We start from the raw sequence: 20,850 nt of genomic DNA, 5'->3' as shown, positions 1-20,850 counted from the left end.
CCTCTTGGCGGTGATTCATTCGAGTTCGTCGCTGGCGGCGCTGCCGACGCTGTCGAAGCTCAAACCGTGTTTGCGCAGCTTGTCGTGCAGGGTCTTGCGCGGAATACCCAGGGCTTCCGCCAGGCTGCGCAGCGAGCCGTGGGAGCGCGCCAGTTCAGCGGCGATCAGGGATTTCTCGAAGTGCTCCACCTGCTCGCTCAAGTTGCTGCCCGGGTGCCCGGCAATGTTCGCATCGAGACTCTCCGGCGTATTGTCCAGGGCCAGTTCCAGGCCGAGGGCGAAGCGCTCCGCGGCATTTTGCAGTTCGCGGACATTGCCTGGCCAGGTATGTCGCAACAACAGGCCGCGCTGCGCCGGTTGCAGGGGATGGGGCGGCAGGCCGTGGCGCGTGCTGGCTTCGTCGGCGAAGTGCTGGAACAGCATCAGGGCGTCTTCACCGCGCTCGCGCAAGGGCGGAATCCGCAGCGGCGCGACGTTCAGGCGGTAATACAAGTCGGCGCGGAAACGCCCCTGGTCGGCTGCCTGGCGCAGGTCTTCCTTGGTCGCGGCGATCACGCGGATATCCAGGGGGATCTGCTGGTTGCCGCCGAGGCGTTCGACCACCCGCTCCTGCAACAGCCGCAGCAGCTTGACCTGTACGTCCAGGCTCATGCTTTCGATTTCATCGAGGAACAGGGTGCCGCCATTGGCGAACTCGAACTTGCCGATGCGGCGTTTCTGCGCCCCGGTAAAGGCCCCCGGTTCATGGCCGAACAGTTCGCTTTCCACCACCGATTCGGCCAGGGCCCCGGCGTTGATCGCGACAAAGGGACCGTTACGGCGGTTCGACAGGTCGTGCAGCGCCCGGGCCACGACTTCCTTGCCGGCGCCGGTCTCACCGAGGATCAACACATCGGCGCGGGTCGCGGCCAGGGCGCCGATCTGTTCGCGCAGGCGCAGCATCAGCGGTGAATGCCCGACCAGTCGCGCACTGAGTTCCTGGCGGTCGCTCAAGGCCAGGCGCAGGCTGCGGTTGTCCAGCACCAGGCGGCGCCAGGCCAGGGCCCGGCGCACACTGTCGAGCAGGGCGTCGCTGGCGAAGGGCTTCTCGAGGAAGTCGTAGGCCCCGGCACGCATGGCCTCTACGGCCAGGGGCACATCGCCGTGACCGGTGATCAGTAGCACCGGCAGCTCCGGGTCCTGGTCATGCAGTTCCTTGAGCAGCTCCAGTCCATCCATGCCCGGCATGCGGATGTCGCTGACGATCACGCCCGGCCAGTCGCGTTCGATCTGCGCGGCGAGGCCCTGGGCTTCGGCCAGCGGCAGGATCTTCAGGCCGGCCAGGTCCAGGGTCTGGCTCAGGGCCTGGCGCAAGTGGGGATCGTCGTCGATCAGTACCACCTGGATCTGGTGGTCGATTTTCATACACTCGAGTCCTCGGGTGGTTGCAAGCTGACCCCGGGTGCGCCAGCGCGCATCCGCAGGGTGATCAGGGCGCCGCCGTCGCGGTGGTTGGCAAACAGCAATTCGCCACCGAAAGCGCGCATCAGCGAATCGCAGATGGCCAGGCCCAGGCCCAGGCCTTGGGTCCGCGTCTTGGTGGTGTAGAAGGGCTCGCCAGCGCGGTCCAGGGCCTCCAGGCAGAAGCCCGGGCCGTTGTCGCGAATCGTCAGGCTGACGCCCTGTTCGGAAGATTGTGCACTCAACCAGAGCTTGCGCGGCGGGCCTTTCTCGGTGAGGGCGTCGAGGGCGTTCGCCAGCAGATTGCCGAGCACCTGGCGCAGACGGGTTTCGCCGGCCTGGACCCACAGGGCCGCCGCCGGCAGGTCGCGGATCAGTTCGACTTCCATGGCCCGTCGGCGCTTGGCCAGCAAGGCCAGGGCGTCGTCCAGCGCCGGCTGCAGGGCCACGCTTTCCGGGGCATGCCGGTCGCGGCGGGCGAAGGCGCGCAGGTGGGCGATGATCGAGGCCATGCGCCCGGTCAGTTCGCTGATCAGCTTGAGGTTGCCGCGGGCGTCGTCGGTGCGTTGATGGTCGAGCAGCACTTCGGCGTTTTCCGCGTAGCTGCGGATCGCCGCCAGCGGCTGGTTGAGCTCGTGGCTGATGCTCGCCGACATGGTGCCCAGGGCCGAAAGCTTGCCGGCCTGGACCAGGTCATCCTGGGCGCGCACCAGTTCCTGCTGGGCGTGTTCGCGTTCCAGCACTTCCTGTTTGAGGCGCCGGTTGAGGCCCTCCAGGTCGCTGGTCCGTTCGGCCACGCGCATTTCCAGCTCGCGCCGGGCCTTGGCCTCGAAGGCGATCCGCTCCAGGTAATGGCGGCGCCGCTGCATCATCAGGCCGAGCAGCAGCATCAGCACCAGCAGGGCCGCGCCGCCGACCGCGACGACGGTGCGCACCGGGCGGTCGACCAATGTCCGTGGCGCCAGGATGCTCACGTTCCAGCCGGTTTCCTCGATCTGCCGGGTCTGGGTCAGCCAGGCATCGGGGTTGATGTTCAAGGGCTGGGGATTGCGGGTCGGGTAAGGTTGCACGGCGGTGATCGCGTCGCGCTCCTGTTCGCTGAGCACGCGGGTCGAGCGGAAGCGCCATTCGGAGTGCGAGGTGAGAATGACCACGCCGTTGTGGTCGGTCATCATCAACTGTTCCGGGGTCCTGCCCCAGAGGCTTTCGGTGCGGTCCAGGTCGACCTTGACCACCAGCACGCCGATGATCTTCTGCCCTTCATGCACGGCCGCCGCAAAGAAGTAGCCGCGCTTGCCCGAAGTGGTGCCGAGGCCGAAGAAACGCCCCAGGCGCCCGGCCATGGCTTCGGTGAAGTAGGGACGGAAGGCGAAGTTGCGATTGACGAAGCTGTCGTGCTTGTCCCAGTTGGAGGCCGCCAGGGTCTTGCCATTGGTGTCCATCAGGTACATCACTTCAGCGCCGGTCTGGGCGCAGATACTCTCCAACAGGCTGTTGGCATTGGTCAGGCGCAGGCTTTGCTCCGGCTCTGCCAGGGCGTCACGCAGGGCCGGCAGGTCGCCGAGGATCTGTGGCAGGACCTCATAACGGTGCAGGGTGCCCAGCAGGTTGGCGACATAGAGGTCGAGGGTCTGGCGATTCTGGCTGACCAGTTCGTTGCGGTAGTAACGCTCGGCCAGGTGCTCCAGCGGCCACAACAGCGGCGCCAGGCACAGGAACAGCAGGGCGAGGCTGCGCCAACGGGGTCTGCGGGGAAGGGTGGGGCTCGTGATCATGAAGAGAATGCGCCGATGAAGTCCGACGCATTATGAGGTAGGGCACGCAATCAATAAATGACGGCGCGACCGTCATTTATTTATGGCGTGCCCTAGCCCTGTTCCGCAAGACACTCGCGTAATGCGGTATGCCAGTCGGGCTGGGCAACGTGCCATTCGCGCAACAGGCGGCTGCAATCCAGGCGCGAGTTCAACGGCCGGCGGGCCGGCGTCGGGTAGGCGCTGGAGGGAATGGCTTCGAGCAAGGCGCAGGGCTTGTTCAGCGCCAGCAGTTGCTCACCGATGGCCAGGGCAAACCCGAACCAGGAGGTTTCGCCACTGGCGGTCAGGTGATAGGTGCCCCAGGCCCCGGCATGGCCAGCCTGCCAGCGTTCGATCAGGGCACGGGTGCTGTTGGCGATGGTGCCGGCCCAGGTCGGCGCACCGACCTGGTCGGCGACGATGCGCAGCTCCGGTTTTTCCTGCAGCAGCCGTTGCATGGTCAGCAGGAAATTGCGCCCGTGATTGGAGTAGACCCAACTGGTGCGCAGGATCAGGTGCTGGCCATGGGCCGCGGCAATGGCCCGCTCGCCGGTCAGCTTGCTGTCGCCGTAGACGCTCAACGGGTGGGTCGGGTCGTCTTCGCTGTAGGGTTCTTCCTTGCTGCCGTCGAACACATAGTCGGTGGAGTAGTGGATCAGCGGCACGCCCAGGTCGGCGGCTTCCTGGGCGAAGATACCCGGCGCCGTGGCGTTGATGGCGAACGCCAGGTCGGGTTCGCTTTCGGCCTGGTCGACGGCGGTGTAGGCCGCCGCGTTGATGATCAGGTCGGGGCGCCGGGCGCGGACCTGTTGACGAATCTGTTCCGGGTGCGCCAGGTCGAGCTGGTCGCGCCCCAGGACAATCAACTCGCCCAGGTCGGCGAGCCGCTGTTGCAGCGCACGGGAGACTTGGCCGTGCTGGCCGCTGATAAGGATTTTCAGGGCTGGAGTACTCATTCGAACAGGTCGGCCTCGTGCAGGGTTTTACCGTTCAGGTCCTTGGCCGACAGCTGGGGAACACCGTCGAACTCCCAGTCGATGGCCAGGGTCGGATCGTCCCAGCGAATGCAGCGTTCGGCGCTGGGAGTGTAGTAGTCGGTGGTCTTGTAGAGGAACTCGGCGGACTCGCTGAGCACCACGAAGCCGTGGGCGAAACCCTCGGGTATCCACAGTTGGCGGTTGTTTTCGGCGGACAGGTGCACGGCTTCCCATTGACCAAAGTGGGGGGAGCTGCGGCGAATGTCCACGGCCACATCCAGCACTTCACCGGCAATCACCCGGACCAGCTTGCCCTGGGTGTTTTCCAGCTGGTAATGCAGGCCGCGCAAGACCCCTTGCTGCGAGCGCGAGTGGTTGTCCTGGACGAATGCCACGTCGAGCCCGGTCGCTGCCTGGAAGGCCCTGGCATTGAAGCTTTCATAGAAAAAACCGCGCTCGTCGCCAAATACCTTGGGTTCGAGGATCAGCACCCCCGGAAGGCGGGTCGGCGTTGCTTTCATCAACGCTCTCCCGCGACGGTATACAGGTATTGCCCATAACCGGTCTTGCCGAAGTATTTGGCCCGTTCCAGCAGGTGCTCGCGGTCGATCCAGCCGTTCTGGTAGGCGATCTCTTCCAGGCAGGCGACTTTCAGGCCCTGGCGGTGTTCGATGGTCTGCACGTACTGCGAGGCTTCCAGCAGGCTGTCGTGGGTGCCGGTATCGAGCCAGGCAAAACCGCGCCCGAAGCGTTCGACATGCAGGTCGCCGCGCTTGAGGTAGGCGTTGTTGACGTCGGTGATTTCCAGCTCGCCGCGAGGCGAAGGCTTGACCGCCTTGGCCACCTTGATGACCGAGTTGTCGTAGAAATACAGGCCGGTCACCGCGTAGCTGGATTTTGGCTTGGCCGGCTTTTCCTCGATGGAGAGCGCACGACCTTCGCTGTCGAAATCGATCACACCGAAGCGTTCCGGGTCCTTGACCCAGTAGCCGAAGACCGTCGCACCGCTCGGCCGTTGCGCGGCGTGTTTCAACTGTTCGCCGAAATGCTGGCCGTGGAAGATGTTGTCGCCCAGGATCAGGCACACCGGATCCTCGCCGATAAACTCCTCGCCAATCAGGAACGCCTGGGCCAGGCCATCCGGGGACGGCTGCTCGGCGTAGCTGAAGTGGACGCCGAACTGGCTGCCGTCACCCAGCAGGTTGCGGTATTGCGGCAGGTCCTGGGGCGTGGAGATCACCAGGATTTCGCGGATGCCGGCCAGCATCAGCACCGAGATCGGGTAGTAGATCATCGGTTTGTCGTAGATCGGCAGCAGTTGCTTGGAAACGCCGAGGGTAATCGGGTGCAGCCGGGTGCCCGAGCCACCCGCGAGGACTATGCCTTTCATCATGCCAAGAGTTCCTTATGGTCGAGCGCGCCCAGGCGCTCTCCTTGATAGCTACCATCCTGGACGCGACGGCACCATTCCAGGTTCTCCAGATACCATTGCACGGTCTTGCGCAGACCGCTTTCGAAGGTTTCCTCCGGGGTCCAGCCCAGCTCGCGTTCGATCTTGCCGGCGTCGATGGCGTAGCGCAGGTCGTGGCCCGGGCGATCCTTGACGAAGGTGATCAGGTCGGTGAATTTTTCCACACCGGCCGGACGCGCTGGCGCCAGCTCTTCCAGCAGGCCGCAGATGCCGCGCACCACATCGATATTCTTCTGCTCGTTATGGCCGCCGATGTTGTAGGTCTCGCCCACCACGCCGTCGGTCACCACCTTGAACAGGGCGCGGGCGTGGTCTTCGACATACAGCCAGTCGCGCACTTGCAGACCGTCGCCGTACACCGGCAGCGGCTTGCCGGCCAGGGCATTTAGGATCACCAGTGGGATCAGCTTTTCCGGGAAGTGGAACGGGCCGTAGTTGTTCGAGCAGTTGGTCAACAGCACCGGCAGACCGTAGGTGCGGTGCCAGGCGCGGACCAGGTGGTCGGACGCGGCCTTGCTCGCGGAGTACGGCGAACTGGGGGCGTACGGGGTGGTTTCGGTGAACAGGTCATCGACGCCGTGCAGGTCGCCATACACTTCGTCGGTGGAAATATGGTGGAAACGGAACGCGCTTTTTTCAGGCTCTGGCAGTTTCGACCAGTAGCCGCGTGCGGCTTCCAGCAGGCTGTAGGTGCCGACGATATTGGTCTGGATAAAATCCGAGGGGCCGTCAATGGAGCGGTCCACATGGGATTCCGCCGCCAGATGCATGATTGCATGGGGCTCGAAGCGTGCCAGCACGGCGCTGACGGTGGCCTGGTCGACGATATCGGCCTGGACGAACTCATAGCGGCTGTCCGTGGCGATGCTGCTCAGTGATTCCAGGTTGCCGGCGTAGGTGAGTTTATCCAGGTTAAGGACTTCGTGCCCGGTGTGGCGGATCAGGTGCCGGATCAGGGCCGAGCCAATAAAACCGGCGCCGCCAGTGACTAGAATACGCATATCGGTGTGCCTTCTTCCTTAAGCAGACTCAAGCTGAATGGAGCATAGCTTGTGGGCAGGCGTTCGGCGGTGCAAGTGCCATGGGCGATGTATCCGTTTTCACACGGCTGACTTGAGTGTCGTACTTGCGTCTTGGCGGCACCAATGGCGATATAGGCAGCCAATAAAAACTTCAGGGAGTTGTTACATGTTGCTCACCACGTTGATTCACCGCGCCAGTTTGCCCAGCCCGAATGTCTCGGCGCAGCAGGCGCTGAACCTGCTTGAGGAGCACTACGGCCTCTCTGGAACGCTGCAGGCATTGGGTAGCCAGCAGGACCTCAACTACCGCGTCGACAGCGATAAAGGTCGTTTTGTCCTGAAAATCTGCCACGGCGACTACGCCGCGCTGGAATTGCAGGCCCAGCATGCCGGCCTGGCTCACCTGGACGGGCGCGCCGGCTTGCGGGTGCCACGGGTGATTGCCGCGCTCAACGGCCAGGACCTGCTGTCCCTGGTGCTGGACGGCACGCCCTTGCACGTGCGGTTGCTGGAGTACATCGAAGGCCAGTCGCTGACCCATCTCAAGCACCTGGGCCGTGACCTGGTGGTGGGCCTGGGGCAACTCTGCGGGGAAATGGACCTGGCCCTGGCCGACTTCCAGCACCCGGGACTGGCGCGGGCCCTGCAATGGGACCCCCAGCATGCTACTGCGCTGATCGAGCACCTGTTGCCGGTGCTGGAGGATGCGGATCGGCAAACACGGGTTCGTGACGCTGCCGCACAGGCCCGGCGCCATCTTCACCCGCTGGTCGAGGCCCTGCCGGTCCAGGCCATTCATCTCGACATTACCGACGACAACGTGGTCTGGCGACGCGATGCCCAGCGCCATTGGCAGTTGCAGGGAGTGATCGACTTCGGCGACCTGGTCCGGACCTGGCGTATCGCCGACCTGTCGGTGACCTGCGCGGCGCTGCTGCACCATGCCGAAGGCGACCCTTTTGTGATTCTGCCGGCGATCCAGGCCTATCACGCGGTCAACCCGTTGCAGCGCGAAGAACTGCTCGCACTCTGGCCGTTGATCGTGGCGCGGGCGGCGGTGCTGGTGCTCAGCGGTGAACAGCAGGTCGGCATCGACCCGGGCAATACCTACAGCCGCGACAACCTGGCCCACGAGTGGGAAATTTTCCAGGTGGCGACCTCGGTGCCGTTCGAACTGATGGAGGCCGCGATACTGACGGCCGTCGAAGAGCGTCTGGCGCCGATTGCCGACGAAGGTTTCGCGCCCTTGCTGCCCGGGCTGGTGGGCCGCGAGTTTGCCTTGATTGACCTGGGCGTGCTCAGCCCGCACTTCGAGGCGGGCAACTGGGAACAAAGTGGCATCGACGAACGCTTGCTGGCCGAGGCGGCTGCGGCCCATGGCTTGGCGACCAGCCGCTACGGACAATATCGCCTGTCGCGCACCCGGCCTGACAGCGCCGGCGAGCCGGACACTTTTCCTTTGCACGTGGATTTGCAGGTACCGGCTGGGACCACCGTGGAGTCGCCGTTCGCCGGGACCCTGCGGCTTATGGCCGATGGCGCCCTGCTATTGGCCAGCGCGCAACTGAGTGTCCGGCTCTGGGGTGTGAAAGCATCCCTCAGGCCAGGTGCCGCCGTGGTCAAAGGGCAGGTGTTGGGCGAGGCCGACGGCGCCTTGCGGGTGCAACTGTGCCGCCACGCCGATCTCACGCCGCCGCTGTTCTGCACCCCATCGCGGGCCGCCGCCTGGCAGGCGCTGTGCCCATCGCCGGCGACCTTGCTGGGACTGGCCTGCGATGCCGAGCCGGAACTGGACTCGGCAGACCTGCTGGCCCGTCGTGCCGCCAGCTTCGCCCGCACACAAAAGCACTACTATGTCGACCCGCCGCGTATCGAGCGCGGCTGGCGCAACCACCTGATCGATATGCAGGGTCGCTCCTATCTCGACATGCTCAATAACGTCGCGGTACTGGGGCACGGTCATCCACGCATGGCCGCCGAGGCCGCGCGGCAGTGGTCGCTGCTCAATACCAACTCGCGTTTTCACTACGCCGCCGTGGCCGAGTTCTCCGAGCGGCTGCTGGCCCTGGCACCGGACTCCATGGACCGGGTGTTCCTGGTCAACAGCGGCACCGAGGCCAACGACCTGGCGATCCGCCTGGCCTGGGCCTACAGCGGCGGCCGCGACATGCTCAGCGTGCTGGAGGCCTATCACGGCTGGTCGGTGGCGGCCGATGCGGTGTCCACTTCCATCGCCGACAACCCCAAGGCCCTGAGCAGCCGTCCGGACTGGGTGCATCCGGTGACCGCGCCCAACACCTATCGCGGGGCGTTCCGCGGCAGCGCCAGTGCGTCGGACTATGTGCGCAGCGTGGAAGACAACCTGGCCAGGCTGGCGGAAGAAAATCGCCAACTGGCGGGGTTTATCTGCGAGCCGGTGTATGGCAATGCCGGCGGTATCTCGTTGCCGCCGGGTTACTTGCAGCAGGTCTATGCGTTGGTCCGGGCCCAGGGCGGCGTGTGCATCGCCGATGAGGTGCAGGTCGGCTACGGGCGCATGGGCAAGTTCTTCTGGGGTTTCGAGGAGCAGGGCGTGGTGCCGGACATCATCACCATGGCCAAGGGCATGGGCAACGGCCAGCCGCTGGGCGCGGTGATCACTCGCCGGGAGATTGCCGAGGCGCTGGAGGCCGAGGGCTATTTCTTCTCGTCCTCCGGCGGCAGCCCGGTCAGTTGCCGTATCGGGATTGCCGTGCTCGACGTGATGGCCGAGGAAAAACTCTGGGAAAACGCCCAGGTGTTGGGCGGCTATTTCAAGGAGCGCCTGGAGGCGCTGATCGACCGCTATCCGCTGGTGGGCGCGGTGCACGGCTCCGGTTTCTACCTCGGCGCGGAACTGATCCGCAACCGCGAAACCCTGGAGCCGGCCACCGAAGAGACCGCGCTGCTGTGCGATCGCCTGCGTGAACTGGGGATCTTCATGCAACCGACCGGCGACTACCTCAACATCCTCAAGATCAAACCGCCGATGTGCACCAGCCGGCGCAGCGTGGATTTCTTTGTCGACATGCTGTCGAAGGTGCTGGACGAGGGATTGTAAACAGCATCGTCGACAGCAAGCTGGCTCCTACAGTTTTCGGGTGTACGCAGCTCCAGCGTTCAACCCCGGACTGTAGGAGCCGGCTTGCTGGCGATGGTGTCCGCCCAGGCGCTACAAATCTCGATTCTTATCGACAAAATTAACATCCTATGCATATATTTTTCATTTTTTCTCTTTAAAAGCCGATTTTTATCGGCTATAAAGTCGCCATCGTCCCGGCCGGGCCCACCACGCCCGGCTATTCTCAACCTGTCATCGGTCGATGCCTAGAATCGCCCACCGCATTCGCCCAGGAGATGATCCATGAGCCGTATCGTTACCGTTGCCGCCACCCAGATGGCCTGTTCCTGGGATCTCGAAGCCAATATCGAAACCGCCGAAAAACTGGTGCGCGAAGCCGCCGCCAAGGGCGCGCAGATCATCCTGATCCAGGAACTGTTCGAAACCCCGTACTTCTGCCAGAAGCCAAACGCGGACTACCTGCAACTGGCGACCCCGGTGGAAGACAACGTCGCCATCAAGCACTTCCAGAAAGTCGCCAGGGAACTGCAAGTGGTGCTGCCCATCAGTTTCTTCGAACTGGCCGGCCGTGCGCGTTTCAACAGCATCGCAATCATCGACGCCGACGGCAGCAACCTCGGGATTTATCGGAAAAGCCATATCCCGGACGGCCCGGGCTATCACGAGAAGTACTACTTCAACCCGGGCGACACCGGTTTCAAGGTGTGGAACACCCGCTACGCGAAGATCGGCGTGGGCATCTGCTGGGACCAGTGGTTCCCCGAGTGCGCCCGCAGCATGGCCCTGCAAGGCGCGGAAATTCTCTTCTACCCGACCGCCATCGGCAGCGAACCGCACGACAAGAGCATCTCTTCCCGTGACCACTGGCAGCGCGTGCAACAAGGCCACGCCGGTGCCAACCTGATGCCGCTGATCGCCAGCAACCGCATCGGCAACGAAGAACAGGACGGCTACGACATCACCTTCTACGGCTCCTCATTCATTGCCAACCCATTTGGCGAAAAGGTCGAGGAACTCAACGAAACCGAAGAAGGCATCCTGGTCCACAGCTTCGACCTTGATGAACTGGAACACACACGCAGTGCCTGGGGCTCGTTCCGCGACCGCCGACCGAACCTGTACGGCGCACTGAAAACCCTCGACGGATCCCTGGAGTCCTGATCGCCATGACCACTTTGAACAGCACACCACGCGCCGACGGCTTTCATATGCCCGCCGAATGGGCGCCACAAACCCAAGCCTGGATGATCTGGCCCGAGCGTCCGGACAACTGGCGCCTGGGCGGCAAGCCGGCGCAGGCGGCCCACGCCGCCGTGGCCCGGGCCATTGCGCGTTTCGAACCGGTAACGGTGGCGGTGTCCGCCGCTCAGTATGAAAACGCCCGGGCGCGCCTCGACGTGCCGAATATCCGCCTGGTGGAAATGTCCAGCGACGACGCCTGGGTCCGTGACAGCGGTCCGACCTTTGTCATCAACAACCAGGGTGAAGTACGCGGCGTCAACTGGGGCTTCAATGCCTGGGGCGGCTTCGACGGCGGCCTCTATGCGCCGTGGAACCGCGACGAACAGGTAGCCGGCAAGATCCTCGAAATCGAGCGCTGCCCGCGTTACCAGACCGAAGGCTTCGTGCTCGAAGGCGGTTCGATCCATGTCGACGGCGAAGGCACGGTGATCACCACCGAGGAATGCCTGCTCAATCGCAACCGCAACCCGCACCTGACCCGCGAAGCCATCGAGCAGGTGCTCGCCGAACACCTGGCGGTGGACAAGGTGATCTGGCTGCCGGACGGCCTGTTCAACGACGAAACCGACGGCCATGTGGATAACTTCTGCTGCTACGTGCGTCCGGGCGAGGTGCTGCTGGCCTGGACCGACGACCCGCAAAACCCCAACTACCCACGCTGCCAGGCGGCCATGAACGTGCTGGAAAGCAGCCGTGACGCCAAAGGTCGCCCTTTTATAGTGCACAAAATGCCGATTCCGGGGCCGCTGTATGCCACGGAAGAAGAGTGTGCCGGGGTGGACGCGGTGGCGGGCAGCCAGGAACGCAATCCCTCGGTGCGCCTGGCCGGTTCCTACGTGAACTTCCTGATCGTCAACGGCGGCATCATCGCGCCGAGCTTCGATGACCCGCAGGACAGCGTGGCCAGGGAAATCCTGCAGAACCTGTTCCCCCAACACGAAGTCGTCATGGTGCCAGGGCGTGAGTTGTTACTGGGGGGCGGAAATATCCATTGCCTTACACAACAACAACCTGCGCCACACAAAGGTTGAGTGAAGTTGTAACAAAAGATGCAATGCTACAAATGATGGCATTTATACATTACTGCTAAGCGACCCCCCTATCAAACCCGCAGCCCTTACGGACTGCGGGTTTTTTTTGGTTTTCCGACTGCTGAACTGGCACTTTGGCATAGCTCTTGTATCGGCTTCCTTTATATGACGAAGCGTCTTCTACAGTGCGACGTTCTGTCATAAACCTTAAGTAAGTTAGCCGCTCATGAACCAGGAGAGCGCTGAGATGAACGTAGCCAGTGAGCGGGTTTCGCACCCTCTGTCGGTGACGAGCGAGTCGCTTCAAGTCCTGGCTCAGTGGTTGAAAAGCAATGGAACGCGTACCACCCGTGCTCAGGATCCTCGTCGGATGATTACCGACCGTTACCCCGCAGGCTTGTTCAGCGATGCTGAATTGGAGGCCTTGCTCGGGGTTTTACAGGGTTAAAAGGACTTTGCACAAAAACGCCGCTGGCCGGAGCGATTCGGGCAGCGGCGTTTTTTTATGCGTGTTACTGGGGCGCCGGGTTTTCTGATTCGACCGGTTTACGCAATAAACCAGGAGTCATTCCGGCGTTTTTCGATGGGTCGCCAGCGACTAGTCTGAAGGTATCGAACTCATTGATACCTTCGGGAGATCTCCATGGCTGCCTCGAGCGTCCTTCACTACATCTACGATCCGTTGTGCGGCTGGTGCTATGGCGCCAAACCGCTGATCCAGGCCGCCAGTCAGGTGTTGCCCGTGGTCCTGCATGGCGGCGGCATGATGGCCGGTAACAACCGCCAGTTCGTCTCCTCGAACCTGCGTGATTACGTCATGCCCCACGACCGGCGGATTGCCGAGTACACCGGCCAGCCGTTTGGCCAGGCCTATTTCGAGGGGTTGCTGCGGGATTCGACGGCGATCTTCGATTCCACGCCGCCGACCCGTGCGGTCCTGGCGGCCGAACAACTGCAAGGGCGCGGACTGGAGATGCTGGGCCGCCAGCAGACCGCGCATTATGTCGAGGGACAGCGCCTGGCCGATGTGGACGTGCTGCTGGCGCTGGCCGTTGAACTGGGCTTCGATGCGGAGGCCTTCAAGGCCGCTTTTGAACGGAACAGCGGAGCGGTGGCGGCGGAGCATTTCAAGCAGAGTCGCGCCTTGTTGTCCCGGGTCGGCGGCCAGGGTTTTCCGACCCTGGCGCTGGAGACGGATGGCCACTTCAGCCTGATCGATATCGGCCCTTACCTGGGCAAACCCGACGCGTTCGTTGCCTGGCTCAGCCAATCGCTGGCACCCGCCACCCCGGCCGCCAGCGGACCGTCCTGTGGTCTGGATGGCTGTTCGTCCTGAAACGGGAGGGTTTATGAGGGGACGGCGATGTCGCCTGGAGATAAATGACAGTCGGTGGCGGATATGCCTTTTTTCGAGGTTGACTCGCTAATCCCTTCTATTTTATGGAGTTTAACGAAATTGACACAATACTCGTGTCGCGGATAGGATTCGCCCTACGCCTGTGGCCATACGCCATACACTTAAAATAATAAAAGGCCCGCTGCATCCATTGCAGGCGGGCCTTTTTGTTTTTGCGTGAAGCATCAACACAACATTTCAGCTCGAAGCCGCAGGGCGTTTCATCCAGAGATTAAGGAATAAAACATGTTGAACAAACGGATCGGTCTGCTCGCATTGGGCATCCTCGGCGCTACCCAGGCCATGGCCAGTGATCAATCGGACTCCAAGGGTTTTGTTGACGACAGCCACCTGAATGTCCTGCTGCGTAACGCCTACATCAACCGCGATTACAAGAGCGGCGCCGATGACAAGATCGAATGGGGCCAAGCGGCTATCGCTACCTTCAAGTCCGGTTTCACCCAAGGCACCGTAGGTGTGGGTGTCGATGCTTTCGGCCAGTACGCTGTGCGTCTGGACGGTGGCCGCGGCGAAACCGGCGCGCAAGGTATCGACTTCTTCAAGCAAGACAATAACGGCAACCCGGCCAAAGACCTGGCTCAGGGCGGCGCCGCGGTTAAATTCCGTCTGTCCAACACCGTACTGACCTACGGTGACCAGATGCCGGCCCTGCCGCTGCTGAACTACGACAACTCCCGTCTGTTGTCGGAAAGCTACACCGGTACCCTGATCACCTCCAAGGAGATCAAGGGTCTGGAACTGAACGCCGGTCACTTCACCGCTGAATCGCGCAAGAGCGCCGAAGGTCGTGACAGCGGTGGCCTGAAAGGCATCGACATCCTGGGCGGTACTTACCAGTTCACCGACCAGTTCAAGGCGTCGCTGTATGCCTCTGACGTCGATGAAGTGCTGAAGAAGCAGTACGTGAACCTGAACTACGTGTTCCCGATCGCGTCGGACCAGTCCCTGACCCTGGACTTCAACGGCTACCGTACCCAGCTGGACCGTGGCTATGCAGCGGACCAAGGTGCTCAAGGTCGTGACAACAAGATCTGGAGCCTGGCGGCCACCTACGCCCTGGGTGCTCACTCTTTCACCATCGCACACCAGAGCAGCACCGGCTCCAGCCTGCTGGGCTACCCGTACGGTGGTTACCAGAAGGATCAGGGTCGCGTTGGCGATGGCGGCAACACCATCAACCTGGCGAACTCCTACTGGTCTGACTTCAACGCTGCCGACGAGCGTTCCTGGCAGGTGGGCTACGGTCTGGACTTCGCCACCCTTGGCGTTCCTGGCCTGACCTACAACGTGGCTTACGTCCGTGGCGACAACATCACCAGCGTCAACAGCGCCGGTACTGTCTTCACTGGCGGCAACGAGCGTGAGTTCTTCAACCAGATCAAGTACGTGGTCCAGAGCGGCCCGGCCAAAGACCTGAGCGTGAAGCTGCGTAGCTCGATCCTGCGTGTGTCGGAACAATCGCGCGACTACAACGTTGGCGGTAACGAAGTCCGTGTGTTCGTCGACTACCCGATCAACGTGTTCTGATCGAGCGACGTGGCTGTAGCAGCCTGATCCCAGGTTGAAAAAAACGCCCCGACTGGTTCGGGGCGTTTTTGTTGGTGCGCGCGCTTGCGAGTAATCTGTGGGCTTTGTGAGCCACTGCATCCCTTGCAAGCGAGACCCGGGCGCCATGACCGTCAGAACCTTTATCGCCCGTCGTCGCTGGTTGTCCCTGGGATTACTGGCGGTGTTTCTCGCCGTCGGCCTGCCCTATGGCTGTTCGCGGCTGGCTTATAAAGAGCGCGAACTGCTGTTCAATATCCAGCCAGGCACAGCGAGCTGGTTCAGCGGCGTACCGGCGGGGGTCAGGGAACTGCGGATTCCCATCCGCGACGGGCTGGCCGGTTCCGACTACCTGCATGCCTGGTGGTGGCCGTCGAGCGGGGCAAATGCGCCGGCGATCCTCTACCTGCACGGCACCCGTTGGAACCTGACGGCGCAGGTCGGACGGATCACCCAACTGCGCGACCTGGGCTTCTCGGTGCTGGCCATCGACTATCGCGGTTTCGGCGACAGCCCCGGCAGCCTGCCTTCCGAGCGCAGCGTCTACCAGGACGCGGACAATGCCTGGAAGCGCCTGGTGCAACTGCAACCCGACGTCCACAAACGCTATATCTACGGCCATTCCCTGGGTGGTGCGGTGGCGGTGGACCTTGCCGAGCGCCTGGCCGGCGACAAGGCGGCGCCTAAAGCCACGGGGTTGATCATCGAGTCGACCTTTACCGACTTGGGCGATGCGGCGCGAGCGGCGATCCCGACCTCGCTGCCGGTCAGCTGGATTCTCTCGGAGAAATTCGACTCCATCGACAAGATCAACCAGATCGACATCCCGGTGCTGATCGTCCATGGCACCGACGACCCCTATGTCCCTTCGCGTTTCAGCAAGGCCCTGTATGAAGCGGCCGCGCAGCCCAAGCAATTGCTGCTGATAAAAGGCGGTAACCATATCAACAGCATGACCCTCGGCAGCCGCGAATATGCCAAGGCCTTGCGGCAGGCGTTCGAAGGTTTTGCGTCGCCCGTGGCGCGATGACTTTTTGGGCAAAAAAAGCGCGCAAACCCCAATAGACATTGCGTTCCGTGGATAACGTACTAGCTTTATGCCTGCACGGATTGCAGCTGTTGGATACCCATGCCATTGCGCCTGCCTCCCCTCTCTTTCCTGTGCCCAAACCACGATGTCCACGGTTGCTCCACAGGAGAAACACCATGACAGGAATGCGCAAGGACAGGCTCCGTTATCCGTACTCTCTGGGGCTGCTGGCCCTGGCGGTGATGGGGGCCGCCACTACGTCACAGGCAGTGGAAGCCTCCCGGCTGTTCAACAACCCGCCGCCTTTGGAACAGCAGGCACCGACGGCCAAGGCGGCGGAAGGTACGCTGTTGCTCAAGTCCACCCCCACGCCCCTGGCACCCCAGCCCCATGTCGGGCGTGAGCGGCAGTTGGACCTGATCATCAAGTACACCAGGAACGAGATATTCGATCCGGCCACCGGAGCGCAAGTGCCGGTGATGTTGCGTAGCTACGTCGGCACCGGTGTCGACCCCAAGGCGCCCTTTATCGCACCCACCATCGACGTGACGCCGGGTGACACCGTCCGCATCAGCCTCAACAACCAGTTACCACCCGACCCCAGCTGCACCGCCCACGACAGCAGGCCGGACGTGCCGCACTGCTTCAACGGCACCAACCTGCATTCCCATGGGTTATGGGTCAGCCCCACGGGCAACAGCGACAACGTGCTGCTGTCGATCAACCCCGGGGTCAGTTTCCAGTACGAATACAACATCCCGGCCGACCACCCGGCGGGCACCTTCTGGTACCACCCGCATCGCCATGGTTCCACCGCGATCCAGGTCGCCAGCGGCATGGCCGGCGCGCTGATCATCCACGGCGATCGCAAGCCGACCGCCGACACCAATGGCGATATCGACACCCTGCTCAAGGGCGCTGATGGCAAGTCTTTCAAGGAACGCTTGCTGGTGTTCCAGCAAATTCCCTATGCGTGCCGGGACACTGCCGACAAGTTCCGCTACAAGACGGTGAAGGATAAGGACGGCAAGGACAAGATGACCCTGGACTGGACCTGCAAACCGGGCGAGGTGGGGGTTGTCGAGTCGTTCGACCAACTGCAGCCTTCCAGCTGGTCCGACTCGGGGCGCTACACCAGCGTCAACGGCCTGGTGCAGCCGATCTTCGACGATGCACGGCCCGGTCAGGTTGAGCGCTGGCGCCTGGTTCACGCGGGGATTCGCGACACCATCCGGCCGCTGTTCCGCAAACTCAAGGACAGCGCCAAGCCGGCCAGCGACAAGGGCATCGCGGCCCTGGCGTCGGCCAACTTCATCGAGGAGCAATGCACCGGCCAGCCGGTCGAGTACCAGGTGATCGCTTCCGACGGCCTGACCATGGAACAGGCCCAGAGCCGCCAGGTCATCACCCTGCAGCCGGGGTATCGCAACGATTTGCTGATCGTTTTCCCCGAGCCGGGGCGTTACTGCGTGACGGATGAACCTTCCACGGCTTCAGGCGGGGTCAGCCAGCAGGCCAACGGTCGCCAATTGCTCGGTTTTGTCGATGTGGGCCCTGGGCCGAAAGTGGCGAACACCAAGGCGCGCCTGACTGAGGAACTGCTGGCGGCGGCGGAACGCAACATGCCGGCGGACATCAAGGCCACCGTGGTGGCGGATCTGAAAAAGGACCTGCGCTTTGACAAGTTCATCCCGCACCCGACTATCGTCGCCAGTGAGATCAAGGGTGAGCAGAAACTGGTGTTCCTGATCGATACCAAAGACCCGGACCACACCAAGTTCGCCGTGGGCACTACCGCTGAAAATGCCGTGCCTTATCAGCCGGGGGTGATCGATCGTCATCTGAAGCTGGGGGATGCGCAAACCTGGATCCTGCAATCGGCGTATGCCAGTCATCCGTTCCATATTCATGTGAACCCGTTCCAGATCGACAAGATCATCGGCCCGGATGGCGTGGACCTCAGTGAACCGGGTGCGGTGGACAAGACGGACAAGAACGACGCGCAATATGCCGGTATGAAAGGGGTGTGGAAAGACACGCTGTTCGTCAAAGGCAAGACCGATGGCAGCGGGATGTACACCTTGTATGTGCGGACCCGGTACCAGCGTTATATCGGGGAGTTCGTGCTGCACTGCCACATTCTTGATCATGAGGATCAGGGGATGATGCAGAACGTGAGTATCGAGCTGCCGGATGGGGTGGGGGGGACTACGATGGGGGCGCATCACTGAGGGGGTGGTCAGTTTTTTGTGATGGCTGAGGTTTTGATATCGGCCCTTCTCATGGTTGCGTGAGGAGGGCTGTGTCATTTCCGGGCTTGCAATATGTGGAATTATGCCAATAATCATAATTATGTTTTTTCACATAATTTGGCATAACCATGACACCTGACCGTCTCTACTTCCCCCGCGCGGTCCTTGCCCAGCAGGTATTGATGGGCTTCGAGAACCAACTCCAACAGGCCACGACGCTGTTCGCCCCGCGCCGTAAAGGTAAAACGCAGTTCCTGCTGCGTGATCTGGTACCTATGGCGGAGGCGCAAGGTTTTGTAGTGGCCTATGCGGACCTTTGGTCCAACAAGGACGATCCTGAACGAGTGATCTGTGCGGCGCTCGCCAAGGCGCTGCATGAAACCAGTCTGCTGACCCGGATTGAAACCTGGTGGGCCAGGCCAAAGCGTTCGCTCAAGGGCTTGAAGGTGGGGTTGGGAATGGACTCTGCGTCTGCCGAAGCCGAACTGGCAGAGGCGGGGATTCCTTCCATCCATGAGTTATTCGAACGCTTCAACGTCGCAGGCAAGGGCAAGGCGCTGCTGATCGTTGACGAGGTGCAGCATCTGGCCACCCGCCCGGCCTTTGAGAACTTCACCGCCACACTCCGCTCCTTGCTGACGACCAGCCAAGGGAGCGTTTTCGCGGTATTCACCGGTTCTTCCCAGGACGGCCTGACGAACATGTTCCGGCGTAGCAAAGCGCCGTTCTATCAGTTTGGCTCGCAGCTGAATTTCCCTGATCTGGGAAGAGAGTTCTCGGAGCATTTTGGCCGGCTTTACCGGGAAACCACGGGCAACGCCTGGGAGGTGGAGCAGGCCTATCGCTTGTACGTCGCCCGGGGCATGACGCCGCATTATCTGCGTACGTTGTTTACCACGAGCCTGACCCAAGGGATTCCGGTCAAGGAAGCCGACAAGATTGTCTGGGCGGGGATGGTGGATGAGGGGCAATTCACGACATTGCTGCAAGACCTGCCACCGCTGGATCAATTGCTGCTCAGGGGGATTGTTACCGGGGCATCGCTGTATGCCGATGAGTATCGACGTTCCTTGGCCGATGAGCTGCCGAGTGGGCTGGTGCCGACTACGCAGCAGGTACAGGCCGGATTGGAGCGGATGCGCAAGCGGGATCTGATTGCCAATCTGGGGCATGGGCAATGGACGGTTGAAGAGCAGGCGCTGGAGAGTTTTTTACGTGGGTTTTATCGCGGAGGGGAAGAGGAGTGATAGTGGATACCGGTTCTCCTCACGGCTCGGTGAGGGGAACCGTATCATCCGGTCAGGTTGTTTGTGACGTTTCTACTGGGTAGGCCTTTTTCTTTTTGAAATAAACGGTCAAGTATCTACCGGCTTTGATGGCCTTAAGTTCTATTGTCTTATGGGCTATATAACACACAAAAAATAGAACGATCAACGCTTGGATTTTTACGGGTAGATAGTCTATCTCATGTATTTTGAGATTCTTCGTGATGATCTTCCACAGCCAATTGTGAAATAAGTAGATGGAGTAGGTCATGTTCGACAAGAGCCTTAGCACTCTACTGTCGGGCAAGTGCTTTCGGCCAAGCCATGCACTGATGAATATCAGGACTGCGGGTATTGCGAAATTGAACACTGACCATGCGGGATGAAGGATAGCCAGGTTCTTAATGAAAAGTGCAGTAATTGTTATGATGACCGGCAGGCAGAGGTAGGTGGGGGATTTTTTTGTTTGTAGCAAATATAGGCATATGCCAATAAACAAGAACGGTGAATATAAAGTGAAGTAGCCATGAAGCCATTGGTCCGCCGCTGGAAATTCAGGCAGTGCGTACAGGGTCGCGGTGACCGCGAGCAAGGCCAGTGGCAGCCATGTCGTTCTCCCAAGGATGCCCGTCGCCTTTAAAAGGGCCATGAATAAATAAAACACCAGTTCGATTCTCAGCGTCCACTCGACGCCGCCCAGTGCGTAAGGGGTTTCGAAAAAATCACCGATCAGTAGCATTCTGGGGATCAATACTTTTAGCGATGTCTCGATGGTGCCGGTAAACGGGTAGTAAGTGAGGGCTTCTATGATAACTGCAGCGATGTATAAAGGGTATATTCTAAAGAGACGTTTGATTAGAAAGTCAGGTGAGGACTCGGTCTGTAGGACGTGGGTGATTATGTAGCCTGAGGTGATAAAGAAGACAATGACGCCCGCCGCACCGCCATAACAGATGTTGTAGAGGAAAGTGGCGATTGTGTTGAGTAAGGCATGATCGGCAGAGGCCGAAAGCATCGCAGCCATTTCGGGCTCGAATTTATGACCGATCAGCACACTGATGAAAGCAAATACCCTCATGTAGTCGAGGAAGACAATGCGGTCACGTGTGTTTTCGGACATCAATTCACCCGGTTATATATTTTGTACAGGAAAATTGATTGTACCTGAGCGGAGGGTTTAGTGCCTTCCTTGGACGGTGGCGCGATTAAAGAATTTCACCGTTTGTGCCTGTTTCAGCGTTTGCTGAAACAGGGGAAAAGGA

16 protein-coding genes are annotated in these 20,850 nt (G+C 61.2%); 9 read left to right on the top strand and 7 right to left on the bottom strand.

Annotated elements, in window-relative coordinates; genetic code table 11:
* Positions 1-15 precede the first annotated feature (15 nt).
* The 6 genes from CWE01_RS29140 to rfbB all read right to left on the bottom strand — a co-directional run bounded on the left by CWE01_RS29140 (position 16) and on the right by rfbB (position 6,685).
* Positions 16-1,404, bottom strand: a complete 1,389-nt coding sequence (locus tag CWE01_RS29140) for a sigma-54 dependent transcriptional regulator (RefSeq protein ID WP_100944030.1) — start codon at positions 1,402-1,404, stop codon at positions 16-18.
* Positions 1,401-3,215, bottom strand: coding sequence for an ATP-binding protein (locus CWE01_RS29135; protein ID WP_100944029.1), 1,815 nt, complete (start codon positions 3,213-3,215; stop codon positions 1,401-1,403). Before CWE01_RS29135 ends, CWE01_RS29140 begins: the two co-directional genes overlap by 4 nt.
* A 92-nt stretch (positions 3,216-3,307) precedes the next feature.
* Entirely contained in the window at positions 3,308-4,192 is an 885-nt protein-coding gene (gene rfbD, locus CWE01_RS29130; RefSeq protein ID WP_100944028.1) for a dTDP-4-dehydrorhamnose reductase, read from the bottom strand.
* Complete coding sequence (rfbC, locus tag CWE01_RS29125) at positions 4,189-4,734, bottom strand: dTDP-4-dehydrorhamnose 3,5-epimerase (protein WP_100944027.1); 546 nt, start codon at positions 4,732-4,734, stop codon at positions 4,189-4,191. The genes rfbD and rfbC overlap by 4 nt, the downstream gene beginning before the upstream one ends.
* Complete coding sequence (rfbA, locus tag CWE01_RS29120; RefSeq protein WP_100944026.1) at positions 4,734-5,606, bottom strand: glucose-1-phosphate thymidylyltransferase RfbA; 873 nt, start codon at positions 5,604-5,606, stop codon at positions 4,734-4,736. Before rfbA ends, rfbC begins: the two co-directional genes overlap by 1 nt.
* Complete coding sequence (gene rfbB, locus CWE01_RS29115) at positions 5,603-6,685, bottom strand: dTDP-glucose 4,6-dehydratase (RefSeq protein WP_100944025.1); 1,083 nt, start codon at positions 6,683-6,685, stop codon at positions 5,603-5,605. Before rfbB ends, rfbA begins: the two co-directional genes overlap by 4 nt.
* A gap of 187 nt (positions 6,686-6,872) precedes the next feature.
* Between rfbB and CWE01_RS29110 the strand changes: the two genes are divergently transcribed.
* The 9 genes from CWE01_RS29110 (at position 6,873) to CWE01_RS29070 (ending at position 19,570) form a co-directional block, all read left to right on the top strand.
* Positions 6,873-9,785 (top strand): aminotransferase, encoded by a 2,913-nt coding sequence (locus tag CWE01_RS29110; protein WP_100944024.1) that lies wholly within the window; start codon positions 6,873-6,875, stop codon positions 9,783-9,785.
* Between the two features lie 303 nt (positions 9,786-10,088).
* Positions 10,089-10,967, top strand: a complete 879-nt coding sequence (aguB, locus tag CWE01_RS29105; protein ID WP_100944023.1) for an N-carbamoylputrescine amidase — start codon at positions 10,089-10,091, stop codon at positions 10,965-10,967.
* Between the two features lie 5 nt (positions 10,968-10,972).
* Positions 10,973-12,079, top strand: coding sequence for an agmatine deiminase (gene aguA, locus CWE01_RS29100; RefSeq protein WP_100944022.1), 1,107 nt, complete (start codon positions 10,973-10,975; stop codon positions 12,077-12,079).
* Positions 12,080-12,326: 247 nt separating this feature from the next.
* Complete coding sequence (locus CWE01_RS34010; RefSeq protein WP_100944021.1) at positions 12,327-12,527, top strand: hypothetical protein; 201 nt, start codon at positions 12,327-12,329, stop codon at positions 12,525-12,527.
* Between the two features lie 195 nt (positions 12,528-12,722).
* Positions 12,723-13,415, top strand: a complete 693-nt coding sequence (locus CWE01_RS29090) for a DsbA family protein (RefSeq protein ID WP_100944020.1) — start codon at positions 12,723-12,725, stop codon at positions 13,413-13,415.
* Positions 13,416-13,721: 306 nt separating this feature from the next.
* Complete coding sequence (locus tag CWE01_RS29085) at positions 13,722-15,023, top strand: OprD family porin (RefSeq protein WP_100944019.1); 1,302 nt, start codon at positions 13,722-13,724, stop codon at positions 15,021-15,023.
* A gap of 145 nt (positions 15,024-15,168) precedes the next feature.
* A complete protein-coding gene (locus CWE01_RS29080) occupies positions 15,169-16,071 on the top strand; it encodes an alpha/beta hydrolase (protein WP_100944018.1) in 903 nt (300 codons plus the stop codon).
* A gap of 176 nt (positions 16,072-16,247) precedes the next feature.
* Positions 16,248-18,302 carry a multicopper oxidase family protein gene (locus CWE01_RS29075; protein ID WP_100944017.1) on the top strand — a complete coding sequence of 685 codons (2,055 nt, stop codon included), beginning with the start codon at positions 16,248-16,250 and terminating at the stop codon, positions 18,300-18,302.
* Positions 18,303-18,451: 149 nt separating this feature from the next.
* A complete protein-coding gene (locus CWE01_RS29070) occupies positions 18,452-19,570 on the top strand; it encodes a hypothetical protein (RefSeq protein WP_100944016.1) in 1,119 nt (372 codons plus the stop codon).
* 52 nt (positions 19,571-19,622) lie between these two features.
* Here the strand turns inward: CWE01_RS29070 and CWE01_RS29065 are convergent, their stop codons facing one another.
* Positions 19,623-20,708 (bottom strand): acyltransferase, encoded by a 1,086-nt coding sequence (locus tag CWE01_RS29065; RefSeq protein WP_100944015.1) that lies wholly within the window; start codon positions 20,706-20,708, stop codon positions 19,623-19,625.
* Between the last annotated feature and the right edge of the window lie 142 nt (positions 20,709-20,850).

It is taken from the genome of Pseudomonas sp. QS1027, from assembly GCF_002814235.1.
Lineage (GTDB): Bacteria > Pseudomonadota > Gammaproteobacteria > Pseudomonadales > Pseudomonadaceae > Aquipseudomonas.
The sequence above is the reverse complement of the archived record's forward strand: the minus strand, read 5'-3'. Positions and strand labels throughout refer to the sequence as shown.

What these genes read in the sequence shown, in the direction of transcription:
- CWE01_RS29065 (WP_100944015.1), bottom strand. Translation starts at nt 20,708, where the DNA reads ATGTCCGAAAACACACGTGACCGCATTGTCTTCCTCGACTACATGAGG.
- CWE01_RS29135 (WP_100944029.1), bottom strand. Translation starts at nt 3,215, where the DNA reads ATGATCACGAGCCCCACCCTTCCCCGCAGACCCCGTTGGCGCAGCCTC.
- CWE01_RS34010 (WP_100944021.1), top strand. Translation starts at nt 12,327, where the DNA reads ATGAACGTAGCCAGTGAGCGGGTTTCGCACCCTCTGTCGGTGACGAGC.
- CWE01_RS29140 (WP_100944030.1), bottom strand. Translation starts at nt 1,404, where the DNA reads ATGAAAATCGACCACCAGATCCAGGTGGTACTGATCGACGACGATCCC.
- aguA (WP_100944022.1), top strand. Translation starts at nt 10,973, where the DNA reads ATGACCACTTTGAACAGCACACCACGCGCCGACGGCTTTCATATGCCC.
- rfbC (WP_100944027.1), bottom strand. Translation starts at nt 4,734, where the DNA reads ATGAAAGCAACGCCGACCCGCCTTCCGGGGGTGCTGATCCTCGAACCC.
- rfbD (WP_100944028.1), bottom strand. Translation starts at nt 4,192, where the DNA reads ATGAGTACTCCAGCCCTGAAAATCCTTATCAGCGGCCAGCACGGCCAA.
- CWE01_RS29070 (WP_100944016.1), top strand. Translation starts at nt 18,452, where the DNA reads ATGACACCTGACCGTCTCTACTTCCCCCGCGCGGTCCTTGCCCAGCAG.
- CWE01_RS29085 (WP_100944019.1), top strand. Translation starts at nt 13,722, where the DNA reads ATGTTGAACAAACGGATCGGTCTGCTCGCATTGGGCATCCTCGGCGCT.
- rfbA (WP_100944026.1), bottom strand. Translation starts at nt 5,606, where the DNA reads ATGATGAAAGGCATAGTCCTCGCGGGTGGCTCGGGCACCCGGCTGCAC.
- rfbB (WP_100944025.1), bottom strand. Translation starts at nt 6,685, where the DNA reads ATGCGTATTCTAGTCACTGGCGGCGCCGGTTTTATTGGCTCGGCCCTG.
- CWE01_RS29110 (WP_100944024.1), top strand. Translation starts at nt 6,873, where the DNA reads ATGTTGCTCACCACGTTGATTCACCGCGCCAGTTTGCCCAGCCCGAAT.
- aguB (WP_100944023.1), top strand. Translation starts at nt 10,089, where the DNA reads ATGAGCCGTATCGTTACCGTTGCCGCCACCCAGATGGCCTGTTCCTGG.
- CWE01_RS29080 (WP_100944018.1), top strand. Translation starts at nt 15,169, where the DNA reads ATGACCGTCAGAACCTTTATCGCCCGTCGTCGCTGGTTGTCCCTGGGA.
- CWE01_RS29090 (WP_100944020.1), top strand. Translation starts at nt 12,723, where the DNA reads ATGGCTGCCTCGAGCGTCCTTCACTACATCTACGATCCGTTGTGCGGC.
- CWE01_RS29075 (WP_100944017.1), top strand. Translation starts at nt 16,248, where the DNA reads ATGACAGGAATGCGCAAGGACAGGCTCCGTTATCCGTACTCTCTGGGG.